15 protein-coding genes are annotated in these 14,201 nt (G+C 44.0%); all 15 read right to left on the bottom strand.

Going from position 1 to position 14,201, the window contains the following annotated elements:
- Positions 1-191: 191 nt before the first annotated feature.
- On the bottom strand, positions 192-1,145 hold the full coding sequence (gene tsf, locus T359_RS0100800; RefSeq protein WP_026515815.1) for a translation elongation factor Ts: 954 nt from the start codon (positions 1,143-1,145) through the stop codon (positions 192-194).
- A gap of 81 nt (positions 1,146-1,226) precedes the next feature.
- Positions 1,227-1,994 (bottom strand): 30S ribosomal protein S2, encoded by a 768-nt coding sequence (gene rpsB / locus T359_RS0100795; protein ID WP_026515814.1) that lies wholly within the window; start codon positions 1,992-1,994, stop codon positions 1,227-1,229.
- 276 nt (positions 1,995-2,270) lie between these two features.
- On the bottom strand, positions 2,271-3,041 hold the full coding sequence (locus T359_RS0100790; RefSeq protein ID WP_026515813.1) for a hypothetical protein: 771 nt from the start codon (positions 3,039-3,041) through the stop codon (positions 2,271-2,273).
- Positions 3,042-3,045: 4 nt separating this feature from the next.
- The gene (locus tag T359_RS0100785) at positions 3,046-4,143 is read right to left on the bottom strand and encodes a DUF6115 domain-containing protein (protein ID WP_026515812.1); all 1,098 of its coding nucleotides are present in this window, start codon (positions 4,141-4,143) and stop codon (positions 3,046-3,048) included.
- Positions 4,144-4,196: 53 nt separating this feature from the next.
- Positions 4,197-4,586 carry a hypothetical protein gene (locus T359_RS0100780; RefSeq protein ID WP_026515811.1) on the bottom strand — a complete coding sequence of 130 codons (390 nt, stop codon included), beginning with the start codon at positions 4,584-4,586 and terminating at the stop codon, positions 4,197-4,199.
- 93 nt (positions 4,587-4,679) lie between these two features.
- Complete coding sequence (locus tag T359_RS0100775) at positions 4,680-6,257, bottom strand: DUF342 domain-containing protein (protein ID WP_026515810.1); 1,578 nt, start codon at positions 6,255-6,257, stop codon at positions 4,680-4,682.
- A 19-nt stretch (positions 6,258-6,276) separates the two neighbouring features.
- The gene (locus tag T359_RS0100770) at positions 6,277-7,050 is read right to left on the bottom strand and encodes a FliA/WhiG family RNA polymerase sigma factor (protein WP_026515809.1); all 774 of its coding nucleotides are present in this window, start codon (positions 7,048-7,050) and stop codon (positions 6,277-6,279) included.
- 19 nt (positions 7,051-7,069) lie between these two features.
- A complete protein-coding gene (locus T359_RS0100765; protein WP_026515808.1) occupies positions 7,070-7,462 on the bottom strand; it encodes a hypothetical protein in 393 nt (130 codons plus the stop codon).
- Positions 7,459-7,944, bottom strand: coding sequence for a chemotaxis protein CheD (locus T359_RS0100760; RefSeq protein ID WP_026515807.1), 486 nt, complete (start codon positions 7,942-7,944; stop codon positions 7,459-7,461). The genes T359_RS0100765 and T359_RS0100760 overlap by 4 nt, the downstream gene beginning before the upstream one ends.
- A gap of 14 nt (positions 7,945-7,958) precedes the next feature.
- Complete coding sequence (locus tag T359_RS0100755; RefSeq protein ID WP_026515806.1) at positions 7,959-8,591, bottom strand: chemotaxis protein CheC; 633 nt, start codon at positions 8,589-8,591, stop codon at positions 7,959-7,961.
- A gap of 15 nt (positions 8,592-8,606) precedes the next feature.
- Complete coding sequence (locus T359_RS0100750) at positions 8,607-9,101, bottom strand: chemotaxis protein CheW (protein WP_026515805.1); 495 nt, start codon at positions 9,099-9,101, stop codon at positions 8,607-8,609.
- A gap of 48 nt (positions 9,102-9,149) precedes the next feature.
- Positions 9,150-11,291, bottom strand: coding sequence for a chemotaxis protein CheA (locus tag T359_RS0100745; protein WP_026515804.1), 2,142 nt, complete (start codon positions 11,289-11,291; stop codon positions 9,150-9,152).
- A 141-nt stretch (positions 11,292-11,432) separates the two neighbouring features.
- A complete protein-coding gene (locus tag T359_RS0100740) occupies positions 11,433-12,503 on the bottom strand; it encodes a protein-glutamate methylesterase/protein-glutamine glutaminase (protein WP_081795288.1) in 1,071 nt (356 codons plus the stop codon).
- Between the two features lie 2 nt (positions 12,504-12,505).
- Entirely contained in the window at positions 12,506-13,225 is a 720-nt protein-coding gene (locus T359_RS0100735; protein WP_026515802.1) for a flagellar brake protein, read from the bottom strand.
- A 34-nt stretch (positions 13,226-13,259) separates the two neighbouring features.
- Entirely contained in the window at positions 13,260-14,198 is a 939-nt protein-coding gene (locus T359_RS18870) for a MinD/ParA family protein (RefSeq protein ID WP_051544837.1), read from the bottom strand.
- Positions 14,199-14,201: the final 3 nt, after the last annotated feature.

Raw genomic sequence — 14,201 nt, 5'->3', positions numbered from 1 at the left:
CAACCTTTTCAATTTCATACGCAAACATACTTTACAATTATATGTCATTTCAATACAAATTTAAACACACAAAATCCGCTTATATACTAACGAAATTCAGTATTCCAGTTACTCCGGACAAGTAAAAAAAGAACCGGACTTTCGTGATAACGAAAATCCGATTCTCATAAGTTTCAAATATATATCAGAGATTAGTTAAGGCCAGCTGCCTGCTTAGCAACTTCCTCAGCGAAGTTCTCGTTCTTCTTCTCGATACCCTCACCGGTCTCGAAACGAACGAATCTCTTGATCTTGAAGTTAGCGTTGTTAGCCTTAGCAACCTGTGCTACGTACTGGCCAACAGTCTGCTTTCCGTCCTCAGCCTTTACGTAAACCTGCTCGTTAAGGCAGATTTCCTTAAGCTCCTTGTTAAGACGACCGATAAGCATCTTCTCGATGATCTCCTGAGGTTTTCTCTTTCCTTCAGGAAGCTCCTCGTTCTCCTTCATAGCCTGAGCAAGAAGGATCTCCTTCTCATGATCTCTGTACTCCTGAGATACTTCCTCAGTAGCAACATACTTAGGATTAAGAGCTGCAACCTGCATAGCAACGTTCTTTACAGCTTCCTTAACTGCATCGTTAACTACGTCTGTCTCAGCCTCTACGATAACAGAGATCTTGCCGCCGCCGTGTACGTAAGGAACTACGATACCGTTAGAAGCAACAACCTTCTCGAAACGTCTGATTGAAAGCTTCTCAGAGATAACTGCTGTGATCTCTACAAGAGCATCATTTACAGACTTAGACTCGTCAAGGTTCCACTTCTCAGCCATGAATGACTCAAGATCAGCTGAATCAGAATTAACAGCCTGAGTAGCAACTGCCTCTACGAATGCCTGGAACTTGTCGTTCTGAGCAACAAAGTCAGTCTCTGAGTTAACCTCAACAACTGCTGCAGTCTTGTCATCCTTAACAGCAACTCTTGTAAGACCCTCAGCTGCGATTCTGCTAGCCTTCTTCTCAGCCTTCATGATACCGTTCTTTCTAAGGTATTCAACTGCTGCATCCATATCTCCGTTAGTCTCTGTAAGAGCCTTTTTGCACTCCATCATACCTGCGCCGGTAGACTCACGTAACTCTTTAACCATTGCTGCTGTGATAGCCATTTATTTTTCCTCCATATATTCTTGATGCCGGACAGTCTGTTCCGGCATCATTATGTTTTATATTATTTTCGCAAAATCTGATTACTCAGCTGCTACAACTTCCTCGATATCAGAAGCCTCTGTCTCAGCGTCAGCTGCAACATAGCCAGCTGCTGTATCAGCCTCAGCACCCTGATTAGCCTCGATAACAGCGTCAGCCATCTTACCAACGATAAGCTTTACTGCTCTGATAGCATCATCGTTACCAGGGATGATGAAATCAAGCTCTTCAGGATCACAGTTTGTATCGCCGATACCGATAAGTGTGATTCCAAGAGACTCTGCTTCCTGGATGCAGATTCTTTCTTTCTTAGGGTCTACTACGAAGATAGCGTCAGGGATTCTCTTCATATCTCTGATTCCGCCAAGGTTAGCCTGAAGCTTAGAAAGCTCCTTCTTAAGCTGAGCTACTTCCTTCTTAGGAAGAACATCGAATGTTCCGTCTTCCTGCATCTTCTCGATAGTCTTCATTCTTGCGATTCTTGACTGGATGGTCTTGAAGTTTGTAAGCATACCGCCAAGCCATCTCTCATTTACATAGTACATTCCGCAACGCTCTGCCTCAGTCTTAACTGCGTCCTGAGCCTGCTTCTTTGTTCCAACGAAAAGGATTGTTCCACCCTGCTGTGCAATCTCGAATACTGCCTTGTAAGCCTCGTCAACCTTAACAACTGACTTCTGAAGGTCGATGATGTGGATTCCGTTTCTCTCTGTGAAGATGTAAGGAGCCATTTTAGGGTTCCATCTTCTTGTCTGGTGTCCGAAGTGTACACCTGCCTCAAGTAACTGTTTCATTGATACAACGCTCATGATATTACCTCCATTTGGTTTGATCTTCCGTGCCCTCGCAGCCTTTTTAAGCAACCCGGCGCGTCATCCTGATTGCAAGACCCTCAAACTGATCGGTTATCCCGACACCGGAATGAGTCTGAACGCACGTGTTTATTTGTTTCCGCCGTTTCCTCAGGGCATAATAATCCCATAAGTCCACAGCTTTTTTACTATAGCATAGAGTTTATTATATTTCAAGGGGATTTTTTAGATTATAAAAGCGACCTTTCAACATATTATATAGAAAAGTCGCTTTTAAGATTTACATATGATATTGGCGATCTGCTCGTAATCAGCTCCGGCAGGAATAGTCTTGGTGCCGCTTCTGATGTATCTGTCCATGTTGCGCTCTATCAGATAGCGATTAAAATTGGTGGCATTATCAACCAGACCTTCTTTATAAAGAATGGCTGCAACTGAATCGCTGCTAAGTCCGCCAGGGATATTGATGGTTTTGGTTTCGCTGGTTCTGAAAGTGCCGGTGGATACCGGTGTATCATTTTCTGTTATCTCTGATATATCAGCATTACCTGTCTCTTCTGTATTGTCCTGATCGGCAGATGCTACTTCCTCGGTAGAATCAGTATTGTCTGAAGCAGTCTCAGGAGTAGCTGATGTTGCTGTAGCACTGTCATTTATTGTTTCGACTGTTTGTTCATCAGTCTGGCCAACAGATTCGCTATCTTCTCCCTCCTGATTCTCTCCTTCCGGCGTTTTTTCAAAAAGGTCCGAAACTGATTGATCTGTCGAAGAGATCCCTTGGTTGACTTCTTCAGATACTTCTTCTCCTGTTTGATCCAGTGACGTATCGGATGTAGTCGTATTATTTTCATCGTTCTGTTCTCCTCCTTCTGCATATTGAGAAAGAACACCGCTTGAAGCTTCAACCATTCCCAGTGCTTTGGCTCTTTCGATAACTTCAGCATCACTGATGGTCTTTTTCCTGCCCCCAAGCGCGAAGCCCATAACAATCGCAGTCAGGATAATTCCTATACCCATTCCGCGAAGGTAATACTTGAGTTTCATTTAATTACTTTACCTTTCTGTGTTTATTTGAAAGATCTATTACAAGTTTGACCTCGCCTATTCCAAGACCAAGCTCTCTGGCAATGACCATATTGGACTTACCGGCTTTATGCATCTCAATGATCTGTCTGTTCTGTGAAATAGGATCATTGGCGGTAAGCTCCTGCATATTCTTGTCGGGATTGTCCCTTCTGGCCGGGATCCTGGCTGCATCATTGATGGAAACAACCTTGGACTGCTGAGGTGTGACAACCTCCATGGAGGTATTGCCAATAACATGAAGATTGCTGGCTTTCTCCGCTGAAATAACCTCCGCTCTTATCTGACTGAGCTCCTTAAGCTCCTTAAGATTACTCTCATCAACGTAGCCGCTCTCAATAGCTGCGGGAACAGGCTTGGTTTCGGGTCTTGCCACTCTTGCCGCCGGCTCTGTAGAAGCAGGAATACTTGTAGGAACATCAGCAGGTGCTGAAATAGGTTCCGGTCCGGGAACAGGTGCCTGTTCCATAGCCATGGTCTGGGCCTTGGCAAGTCTCTGAAGACCTGATTCAGGTTTTTCTTTATATGGAATATGGATACCGCTGAGTTTGTCTTCCTCGGTATCAAGGAAAATCGCTCTTACATTTTCTTCTCTTGCTGCTCTGAAAGCGTCAGCCTCCTGCCTTGCATCTCTGGCTGTGGCTTCAGCATCAAGAACAGCCTGCTTGGCTTCATCGGCACGCTTAGTAACCTCAGTGACTACTGAGGTGAGATTCTTATGCTTATCATTAAGCATATCGTACATAAACATTACTTCATCATGATTTTTGTGGATATCATTTATGACAGTATCGGAATATTCCCCGATTGCAGACATTTTTTCATTAGAAATGCGCTCCATGGCACGTTCTGTTCTGTCAAGTGAGTTGTCAACCGTATCATCAACCATGTTTTCTATGGTTTCTTTCTGGTCTTCTACTTCACGACGAACAAGCTCACGGATCTCCCTCTCCATGAGCAGCTTATCTTCTTCATCCAGGTCCTTACCCGCAGGAAGAATATAGCCAATTATAATTGCCGCAAAACCAGCGACAATAAGAACAATCTCAGTAATGCTTATCATATCTCCGCCCAATATCCCAACAAACACAGTTAATTAATTATATTATAGTTAATTTAAATCTTTAAATCAAATCCGGATGAAATACTAAGATCAACAGGTTTTCCGTGGCGATCCAGCATTCCGCTGGAAATCTTCTCCATTTTTTCTACAGAGAGCTGTTTCTCTAAAATTGCGTTCTTATCTTCGCCTCTGGAACCTCTGCGATTCTGGCCACCGTCGCCCATGTATTCGTTGCTTCCCTTTTCCTGAGCATCGGAATGGAGCTCCCCCTGGCCAACGTCATCCTTCTGATTAACCTGATTCCTCTGATTGTCAACTTCTTCATTGAACTGTGCCTGAAAATTCTGCTGATTGATAAGCGGTCTTGCATCCTCTGCAGCCTTGATAGTGGACACTTCACTCGAGGCAGCAATTACACCGAAGTCAATTCTATTAATAGACATGACTACCTCCTCTCATTGCCGTTCATACCTGATATGACAAAAGTTTAGCGCATCCCCATACACATAAATCAAGCTTTTGTCACCTTCATTATATCAAAAAGGCGCCAAACGTACATCCCCTTTATCAACAACAAATCTGCTATGCTGAACAGGCTTCTTAACGATCATTGAAAGTTCCCCGATATTGACCGTAAGTCCAGGATAAGCAATGCTTTCCACAAGAACCATTGCCTCCTTCTGCTCTGACAGTTTCTCCATCAGTTCAGCATATTCGTCACTTTCTGTCTGCATTTTTGCCTTAAGCATCTTATCCAGTTCCATGAGCTTCTTTACATTGGCTATCTGATCAGGAGTGAGCTTGGCTCCCGCTTTCAGAAGCTTGGCAAATCCGTCGATAGTAGGCTTCATGGATTCTATCTGCTTTCCGGCTTCAGCCATGGATTTCTGTATTTCCTTAAGACGAAGCTTCACCTGAGGATCCGCGCCAACTTCAACAACTGTATTGGTACCCATTTCCGAACCCAGGATCTTGGCTTCGATCCTGTCAGCGGCTATAACCTTTCCGCCGGCAATAAATCCTCTTTTTCCAGTAACATTTATCTCTGTTCCGGAAATAACCGTTGAATGAAGGATACATTCGCTTGTGATACCGCCCTTGGCTGTTACGTTGGCATTTTCTATGAATTTAGAGATTATATTTCCTCCGGCTTTGATATTTCCTCCGGCTTTGGCTCCGCACTCCAGGATAACGTCATTTCCGGCCTCAATGGTGGCACCTTCCACTATACCTTTTACAAGCACGTTACTGCCTGCTTTTACGGAAAAATTGGAAGCCACAACGCCTTTCACCTCAACGCTTCCCTCATAATCAATATTTCCTGTTGAAACGTCAACATTTTCAACTACAAGCACATCAGAAACGGTTACTTTTCCGTCTTTTACAGTGACATGCCCTGATTTTGCAGCGGTCAGCGTCAGCTTATCCTCAGAAAGCGTCGTATTCTTACCGAATTTGATCATGGATGGTTTTACTACCGCAGCCTTTATTGTTTCGCCATAAACATTGGTTCCGGGTTCTCCGGGAACCTCCGGATGATAGGTGGCAAGGAGCTGTCCCTCTTCGACGTTATTGATGATATTGAGATTAAAGTAGTCGACACTTCCATCTTCGCGAAGTGTGGGCCTGGGCCTTAGACTCTTGTTAAAATGCAGCTCCACATAGCCGTTTTTACCTTCTTTTACCGGCTTACCCTGGGCTACAACTATCTCTTTACAATAATGCCTGTTGACAAAAAAGTCATGGATTGCCTCTGTCTGAATGCCATAGGTGATCTTTCTGTAGGCAAGGCTTCCCAGAACCTCTTTTTCCTCCATGAGCTCTGCGCCCTCTGATGGAGGATAAAAAAAGGCCGTGACAGTCATACGGTCCTTGGAAACGTCAAATTTTACACCTTCGCGCTCCGGCAGGATCTGCGCTTCGGTTAAGATAACAACCTCTCCGTCCGCTTTTGTCACAGCATCATTTACAACAACAGTATCATATTGAATTTTGCGATCTTCTAAATAATCTCTTACATCATTAACATGTAAGGGTTCATCTCCGTCTGTGGGAGCATAAACCCTTATTCCTGTACCTTTTGGAGTGATCACAAGCTGAAAATAACCGTTCATAGCTTTACCCCTTTGTTATTTATCTGGAGTTAGTCAGTATTCCAAGATAAGCTCCTAGTTTTTCTCGCATTTTGTGAAGAGCTTTTGTATGAAGTTGGGATACTCTGGATTCAGAAACCTCCAGTACTTCACTTATTTCCTTAAGTGTAAGCTCCTCATAATAGTACAAAAGAATAACCTTCTTTTCTTTATCAGTTAAAAGCTCAAGGGATTGTGCCAGCATTTTTTTGAGCTCTTCTTTTTCAATGGCTTCCTCAGGTTTTACAAAACCTGCACTTCTGTTATTGGCATCCTCAGGAATATCAGCTCCCTGATCCATGAATTCATTCAAAGAAACAACACCGGTGACTTTCATCTGGCTCTGCCAGTTGGCGTATTCATCCTCTGAAATCTCCATCTTTGCGGCGATTTCAGCATCTGTAGCCACATGTCCCTTGTCTCTTTCGATTTCCCTGATGGCGGCATCGATCTTTTTCTGTCTCTGCCTTATGGTTCTGGGAATCCAGTCCATTTTCCTTATCTGGTCAAGAATGGCGCCTCTAATACGAAGGCTTGCATAGGTCTCAAACTTAACGTCCTTCATAAGATCGAACTTGTCGATGGCATCGATAAGACCAAATATGCCATAGCCCACAAGGTCATCATATTCCACGTTAAATCCGAGGTACATGCTGAGTCTTCCGGCAACCAGCTTGACTAAAGGAGCATACTCCAAAATGAGCTGCTCTCTCAGTTCCTGGGACTTATTCTTATGGTAATCTTCCCATAATTTATTCTTTCCCGCTTCATCCATGCGTCATAACCCCAAATTCTTAGAATATATTATCTGCCGGGAAATCCTGGTTTTCAGAAACCTGGGTACCGTCTCCCGCTTCAGCTTCCATGGCAGCCCTTGCTTCCTCAGCAATACGCTCTGCTTCCGCCTTTTCAGCCATGGCCTTTTCATAATTGATTTCCAAAAATCTGGTTATCATTTTCTCTGTAATGGAGCCAATAATAAGAAAAATGACAACAGATGCGAAAACAATAATAAACCAATCCCCCACCGGATAGCGCTTAAAGTACGTAAAAATCGCGATGACCGACGTAGCTGAAAGCACTATCAGTGGTGTGATCAGTTTGGTATTGATCTGTTTGATAGCTTCAATGTTATCAAACTTCTCAAGATTTTCATTTTTTTCAGAGTTTTCAATATCCGTACTCATATAGTCTTCTCAGGCTTTCCTACAGCCCTAATTACATAATTACCGTTTTCCGGATAAAAAATGACCGTTCTTCCATACGAATCACCTGTATCCTGAGCAAGAACAGGGATATTAAGCTCCTTAAGTTTTTTCAAAGAAGCCGCAACATTTCTATCGCCCACACGCATAGTGTTATTGTTGGACTGGAATGCAAACATCTGGGCGCCCCCTGCAATCTTGGCAACAAGCCTGGATCTGGAGGCCCCTTTAGCAACGATCTGTTTTACCAGCTCTTCAATACCGGTGTCAGCAAACTTAGGAATATTGGAATTGTTCTTTATCTCAGTGGAGTCAGGCAACATTACATGTGCCAATCCGCCAATCTTGGTTACAGGATCCCTTATGGCTATTCCCACGCAGGAGCCGAGGCCCAGCGTAGTTATTCCGTCAGGGCTTACGCAAATATTCAGATCGGCCATTCCAACCTTAATTATTTGACTCATAAAATGCCCCTTCGTTAAATCGAAATATCTCCCATTCCCAGTGAAGAGAGAATCTTTGTATAGCCATCCACATCAGGTAACAGGATAAAGTAACCGGAGAGCTTTAGTTCATCAAAAAATTGTGTCTCGATAAGAAGAATCTTATCGCCCATCATACCGAACTGGATAGCCGGTACAGACAGGATAGCCGCAGCCATATCAATGGCCACATAAGGAATAGACGGAACAAGTTTAAGGTTGGTCATCATAGAAAGTGAATTAAGGTAAGAACCGGTAATAATATTACCGACTTCCTTAAGTGCTGACATCTCAACTTCGTCAAAATCAGCATCTTCAGGCTTACTTCCTGTTCCCATAAGCTTGTCTACAAGATGTCTTGCAGCCTGCTTTCCCAAAAGGAACATAATACTTCCGTCAATATCTCCTTCAACAGCAAGGTAAATACCTGCCATTATTTTCTCAGCACCGCCCATCAGATCTCCGACATCCTTGAAATCAAGGAGTCTTACCTGAGGCACAGACATATCAACCTTTGTTCCGATCATCTGTGCAAGGGCTGTTGTAGCATTACCGGCACCAATATTACCCAGCTCCTTCAGTACATCAAAGTACTGGCTGGATAAACTGTCCAGACTCATTTCACCCATGTTTCATACCTCCGATCAGCTTGCGTTTGCTGCCTTCTCTTTTGCATCCTTTTCTGCTACTACAGCATCAAGATCAAGAATAGATACAAGTCCTCCGTCATAGTGGCCTACGCCGCTGACAAAAGTAGCTGATGATTTATTCTTCTTGTCATCATAGCGAACCTTCTCAATATTGTTGGCACCAAGAGTAAGAACCTGGTTAACCTGGTCTACGATAATACCAACAAGATCCCCTTCAGAAGTCTTCAAAATGATGATTCTGGATTTTCCTGTGATCTCTTCCTCAGCAAGGCCCATCTTCATGCGCACACTCATAACGGGAACGATCTCGCCTCGGATATTGATAACTCCCTTAAGGTAATCATCTACCTTGGGAACACGGGTGATCTGCTGCATTCTAACGATATTATCAATAAATTTGATATTGATACCGTATTGTTCTTCATCGATCTTTATTACGATATACTGAATAAGTTCTCCTACATCAGTGGTATCTCTAAGTTCATTCATAACGATTTCTCCTTTTCCCTGTTTCTAAAAATGTATCAAAAGGTTTCATCAGAAAATTGAATTGGTATCAAGAATAAGAGCAATCTCGCCATCACCGAGAATTGTAGCGCCGCTGATAAGTTTGCACTTATTTGTATACTTGCCAAGAGGCTTGATAACGATTTCCTGCTGTCCCATAAGTTCATCAATAACAAGGCCTGCCAGCTGATCGCCTTTTCTTGCGATAACAACAACCATGTCCTCATCAGGTGATCTTGTGGACTCAGTGTCAAGCACCTCATTAAGTCTGATGAGAGGAAGAACGCTTCCACGGAGGTTGATAACCTCTTTGTTCTCAACAAGCTTAAGATCTGCGGGATTGATATCCTCAATACTCTGAATTGAATCCAGAGGAATCGCATATTTCTCATTGCCGATAACAACCATGAGAGCCTGGATAATAGCAAGGGTAAGAGGAAGTCTGATAACCCAGGTTGAACCTTCACCAAGCTTTGTCTTTACGGTTACTTCACCGGACAATGATTCTACTTTTGATTTAACAACGTCAAGACCAACGCCTCGACCGGAAATTTCGGATACTACTTTGGCAGTTGAGAATCCGGGATGGAACAACAGCTCTACGCACTGTTTCTCTGTAAGAAGTGCTGCCTGCTCAGGGGATACAACACCCTTTTCAATAGCTTTGTTCTTAACAGCCTCTGCGTCGATACCGTTACCGTCATCACCAACCTCGATAACAACGCTGTTACCGTCCTGATAAGCATGCAGGAAGATCTGTCCTACTTCGGGCTTGCCTCGCTGTGCACGAAGCTCTGCTGACTCGATACCATGGTCGGCACTGTTTCTGATAAGGTGCATCAGAGGATCACCGATCTCATCAACCACGGTACGGTCCATTTCAGTCTCTTCACCGGTCATGGTCAGTTCCATCTTCTTGTTCAGAGTCTTATTAAGGTCTCTGATCATACGAGGGAATTTCTGAAGCACGCTCTCGATAGGAACCATTCGAACTTTCATGACTGATTCATGAAGGTTGGTGGTTACGCTCTCAAGATACTCTATCTGTTCATTAACATTTCCGTTACTTACACCGGATGTGTTTGCTGCGGAAATAAGTGAGTTCTTGGCAATGATAAGCTCGGATACAAGGTTCATGAGAACATCCAGCTTCTCAATATCCACACGGACTGTTCTGTTAACAACAGGCTTGCCCACAGGCTTCTTGCCGCCTGCTCCGCCGCCACCGCCGGCTGCAGGTGCAGGTGTATTTGCTGCGGGAGCTGCCGCAGGTGCAGGAGCAGATGCTGCGGGAGCCGGAGCTGCAGCTGCTGCAGGTGCAGGAGCCTCATCCTTTTCTTCTGCAGATTTTGCTCCGCTGGGATCGAAGTCACCGATATCACAGCCTTCAACCTCAGAAACAGCCTTTACAATCTCTTCAACCTTCTCTTTTGCCTCATCGGTAATAAGGATAAGGGAGAAAGAAAATTCAAACTTTTCGTCCTCAATATCCTGAGTTGAAGGGTCAGATACAGCTATCTCGCCGATCTCTTCAAGGCCCTTGAATACCAGGAAACCTCTTGCAGCCTTAAGGATGCAGGATTCCTGAATATGAACTGTAACGCCATAGATTTTCTTACCCTGGCTCTTTGCTTCTTCCAATGTGGATTTTACAGATGAATCAAGGCGAATTGCCCTGTAATCAGATGTACCGTCAGCTCCGGGAGCAGGACTCCCTGATCCTCCACCCTCTGCCGGTGCAGAACTCTCTGCTGCAGGCGCAGCTACAGAAGCGGCATCACCGCCGCCTACGCCGTTTCTGATATCAGCAAGAGATTTTATGATATTCTGGTGTTCATCAGTACCCTCGTCCTGGTTCTCAGTGATATTGTCAACATATCCCTGGATAGCATCAAGGCACTGCAAAAGAACGTCGATATCTGCAGATTTGATCTTGATCTTGCCCGCACGAACATCGGAGAAAACATCCTCCATATCATGAGTTAAATTCTGCATTCTTGTATAGCCCATGGTTCCGGCCATACCTTTCATAGAGTGTGCAGATCTAAAAATCTCATTAATGCAGTCCTCGTTTTCAGGGTCCTGCTCCAAAGTCATAATGTTGTCATTCAATGACTGCAGGTGTTCCTTAGCTTCATCAAGAAAGACACTTAGATACTGGGAAACATCCATAACCTATATACCTCCATAAGAAAAAGTAAAGTACAAAAGCACACATATATTATCGCATACTTTTGTACTAAATATCGGCATTTCATATAGAGGAATTTAGGAAAAGTCTGTTAAAGAATAATTAAAAAGTAATGAAATCCCTCAAGACACGCCGACATTCATAATTATTTCCCGGGCAATGTCGTCGAGTTTTACAACCTGATCAACAAGTCCGGCTGTTGCAACTGCTTTGGGCATTCCGTAAACGGTGCAGGTACTCTCTTCCTGACCGATTACATGTACTTTTTTCTTAGTCTTCAGATTTTTAATTCCTTCGGTTCCGTCAGCTCCCATGCCTGTCAAAACTACACAGCAGATCTCGTCATAATCCGATTCCATGAGAGATTCATACATGAAGTTAGCACAAGGCCTGACGCCTTCTCTGGTTGGGCCATCCATGTAGTGAATTGTGCTCTTTCCCCCGCTTTTCACTATATGCATGTGTTTGCCGCCCCTGGAGATGTATACTGTACCCGGCTGCAGGATATCTCCTTCAGCTGCCTCCTTTACCTTGATCTCTGAAAGGGAATCAAGTCTCTCTGCAAGAGATGCGGTAAAGCCTTCCGGCATATGCTGAACAAGTACAACCGGAGTCTTCAGATTTTTAGGAAGTTTCGGTATTACTGACTGAAGAGCTCTTGGTCCTCCCGTAGAGCTTGCCACTGCTACGATTCTGTTACCTGTTATCTTGCTGGCTGACTTGCTGACAAGTTCAACCACCTTCTTGGCTTCCTTGGCATCATCGATGGAGAAGCTCTTAACTGAAACAGGTGCTTTGGAATCGGCTACGGCTGCCAGAGTGTTAATAAAGGTCTTAGCAAAGTCCTCTCCCCTGCACTCTGAAGCTCTATCCGGCTTATGAACGAAATCCAGGGCTCCCAGATCAAGGGCATCCATGGTAACCTTGGCACCTTCTTTGGTATCGGTGCTGGCCATCATGATCTTGGCTTTGATCTTGAGCTTCTGAAGCTCCTTGAGCATTGTGATTCCATCCATTCTCGGCATGTTAATGTCGAGAACAACGGCGTCGTAAGAGTTTTTCTTGAGAAGTTCAAGTCCTTCAACACCGTCTTTAGCCTTATCTACTACCTGAAATCTTGAATCTGCATTAATAATATCACTGAGTACAGTTCTCATAAGTGCAGAGTCATCAATAATCAAAATTTTCTTCATAATTAAGTTTGCTTCTTTCTTATTTTTCGTTCTTCTTCAAAGATAAAATGAATGATATCTTCTCTGGAAGTCTCATCAATTGATATGTACTGAATCCTGTGTTCAAACAGTCCCGGCCTGCTTTCCAGCTCCTGGACCTTTAATACATTGCATATCATTTCGTACTCTTTATCGTTAACATTTCCCGGTAATCTGTAAGCACAATAAATGGTGCTGCCTTCTTCATACATGAAATTGGCCACAAAACGAAGACCACCGCCGCTTATGTCTACCACGACGCTCTTGTCCAGAGAACCCGGATCCACAAGATATTTCATGTTCCGGTTATAGGCATCCAGTTCTTCCTTGGAGCACATCCTGGATTTCAGTTCCAGAGCGCAGCTGAATCTGTAATACTCCCTTCGTTGGAGCTTTTGCAGATCGCTGGTAAGATCCAGAACCAAAATATACATGTTGTCGCTTCGGTACCGGTCTACTATTCTGGAATAGCATTGGAAGAGACCCTTGGTGGAGTAAAAGCACAAACTGTACTCTCCATCAACAGGCAGCAGCACCAGTTTGCCCTTTTCGAAGGGCATCAGCACCTCTATCCTGTCGTCGGAGGTAATGTCCATGACTTTGCTCATAAAGATCTGCTTGGTTCGGGCATCTTCATCCATCCAGATTTTGCCGGTAGCTTTCAGTTCTACTCTGTTTCCCGGTGAAATGTAATCAGCCAGCATAGATTGTCAGTTTCTCCATTTTCTCATAAGAATTTTAATTGGTTGTATTTGGAACATTTGCAGGTCCGCCTGGGGCAGGAACCTGAGCATTACTAAGCTTCCTTCCGGTAATAATGTGTGAGAAAAAAGCAGCCATCCCCCTCTGCTTTATCTCTGTTGCTTCTCCGGGACTAACCAGCTCACCTGCAATTCTCTCAAAGGCCTTAACTGACTTGGCATTGGGATATTGAAGTGACACAGGTGACTGCTGCATAACGCTGCGAGCCAGCATCTGATCCTGTGGTATGGCACCCATATAGGTCAGTGGAAGTTTCAGATATCGTGCAACAACAGCATTGAGTTTATTAAAAAGCTGCTGTCCCTCCTCGTCTGAGGAAACCCTGTTGGAAACGACCTTGACCTTGGTGAAATCCCTTGAAAATCTCGGCGACTGATTCAGCGCCTTTAAAAGTGAGTACGAGTCGGTAATGGAAGTGGGTTCAGGAGTTGTCACAAGAATGATCTCTCCGCTGGCCACAAGAAATTCCATAACCGCATTGGAAACACCCGCACCTGTATCTATTATTATTATATCAGCAATTGCATCCAACTCGGCAAGATTTACAATAATATATACAAGATAATCTCTGCCGAGGTTGTACATGCCGGAAATGCCTGAGCCTCCGGAAATAAAGCCCACGCCCTCAGGCCCCCAGGTAATGATATCCTTAATATTCTTGCCCTGATAAATAAGATCCGATAAATTGTGCTTCGGAATAGTTCCGAACATGATCTCTATATTGGCCAGTCCGAAATCCGCGTCAAGAATAATGACTCTCTTTCCCATCTTTCTGAACTGAACCGCAAGGTTTATAGCCACATTTGACTTTCCTACACCACCCTTACCGCTGGTTACAGTGATAATTCTGGCAAGGGGTCTTTGGGGCACACCCTGATTTTTTATGATATTACGTAGCTGTTGTGCCTGATCCATATA

Source organism: Butyrivibrio sp. MC2021 (assembly GCF_000621605.1).
GTDB lineage: Bacteria > Bacillota > Clostridia > Lachnospirales > Lachnospiraceae > Butyrivibrio.
The sequence above is the reverse complement of the archived record's forward strand: the minus strand, read 5'-3'. Positions and strand labels throughout refer to the sequence as shown.

Excerpts from the sequence above, each read along its gene's own strand:
- tsf (WP_026515815.1), bottom strand. The coding sequence starts at position 1,145 with ATGGCTATCACAGCAGCAATGGTTAAAGAGTTACGTGAGTCTACCGGC.
- rpsB (WP_026515814.1), bottom strand. The coding sequence starts at position 1,994 with ATGAGCGTTGTATCAATGAAACAGTTACTTGAGGCAGGTGTACACTTC.
- T359_RS0100790 (WP_026515813.1), bottom strand. The coding sequence starts at position 3,041 with ATGAAACTCAAGTATTACCTTCGCGGAATGGGTATAGGAATTATCCTG.
- T359_RS0100785 (WP_026515812.1), bottom strand. The coding sequence starts at position 4,143 with ATGATAAGCATTACTGAGATTGTTCTTATTGTCGCTGGTTTTGCGGCA.
- T359_RS0100780 (WP_026515811.1), bottom strand. The coding sequence starts at position 4,586 with ATGTCTATTAATAGAATTGACTTCGGTGTAATTGCTGCCTCGAGTGAA.
- T359_RS0100775 (WP_026515810.1), bottom strand. The coding sequence starts at position 6,257 with ATGAACGGTTATTTTCAGCTTGTGATCACTCCAAAAGGTACAGGAATA.
- T359_RS0100770 (WP_026515809.1), bottom strand. The coding sequence starts at position 7,050 with ATGGATGAAGCGGGAAAGAATAAATTATGGGAAGATTACCATAAGAAT.
- T359_RS0100765 (WP_026515808.1), bottom strand. The coding sequence starts at position 7,462 with ATGAGTACGGATATTGAAAACTCTGAAAAAAATGAAAATCTTGAGAAG.
- T359_RS0100760 (WP_026515807.1), bottom strand. The coding sequence starts at position 7,944 with ATGAGTCAAATAATTAAGGTTGGAATGGCCGATCTGAATATTTGCGTA.
- T359_RS0100755 (WP_026515806.1), bottom strand. The coding sequence starts at position 8,591 with ATGGGTGAAATGAGTCTGGACAGTTTATCCAGCCAGTACTTTGATGTA.
- T359_RS0100750 (WP_026515805.1), bottom strand. The coding sequence starts at position 9,101 with ATGAATGAACTTAGAGATACCACTGATGTAGGAGAACTTATTCAGTAT.
- T359_RS0100745 (WP_026515804.1), bottom strand. The coding sequence starts at position 11,291 with ATGGATGTTTCCCAGTATCTAAGTGTCTTTCTTGATGAAGCTAAGGAA.
- T359_RS0100740 (WP_081795288.1), bottom strand. The coding sequence starts at position 12,503 with ATGAAGAAAATTTTGATTATTGATGACTCTGCACTTATGAGAACTGTA.
- T359_RS0100735 (WP_026515802.1), bottom strand. The coding sequence starts at position 13,225 with ATGCTGGCTGATTACATTTCACCGGGAAACAGAGTAGAACTGAAAGCT.
- T359_RS18870 (WP_051544837.1), bottom strand. The coding sequence starts at position 14,198 with ATGGATCAGGCACAACAGCTACGTAATATCATAAAAAATCAGGGTGTG.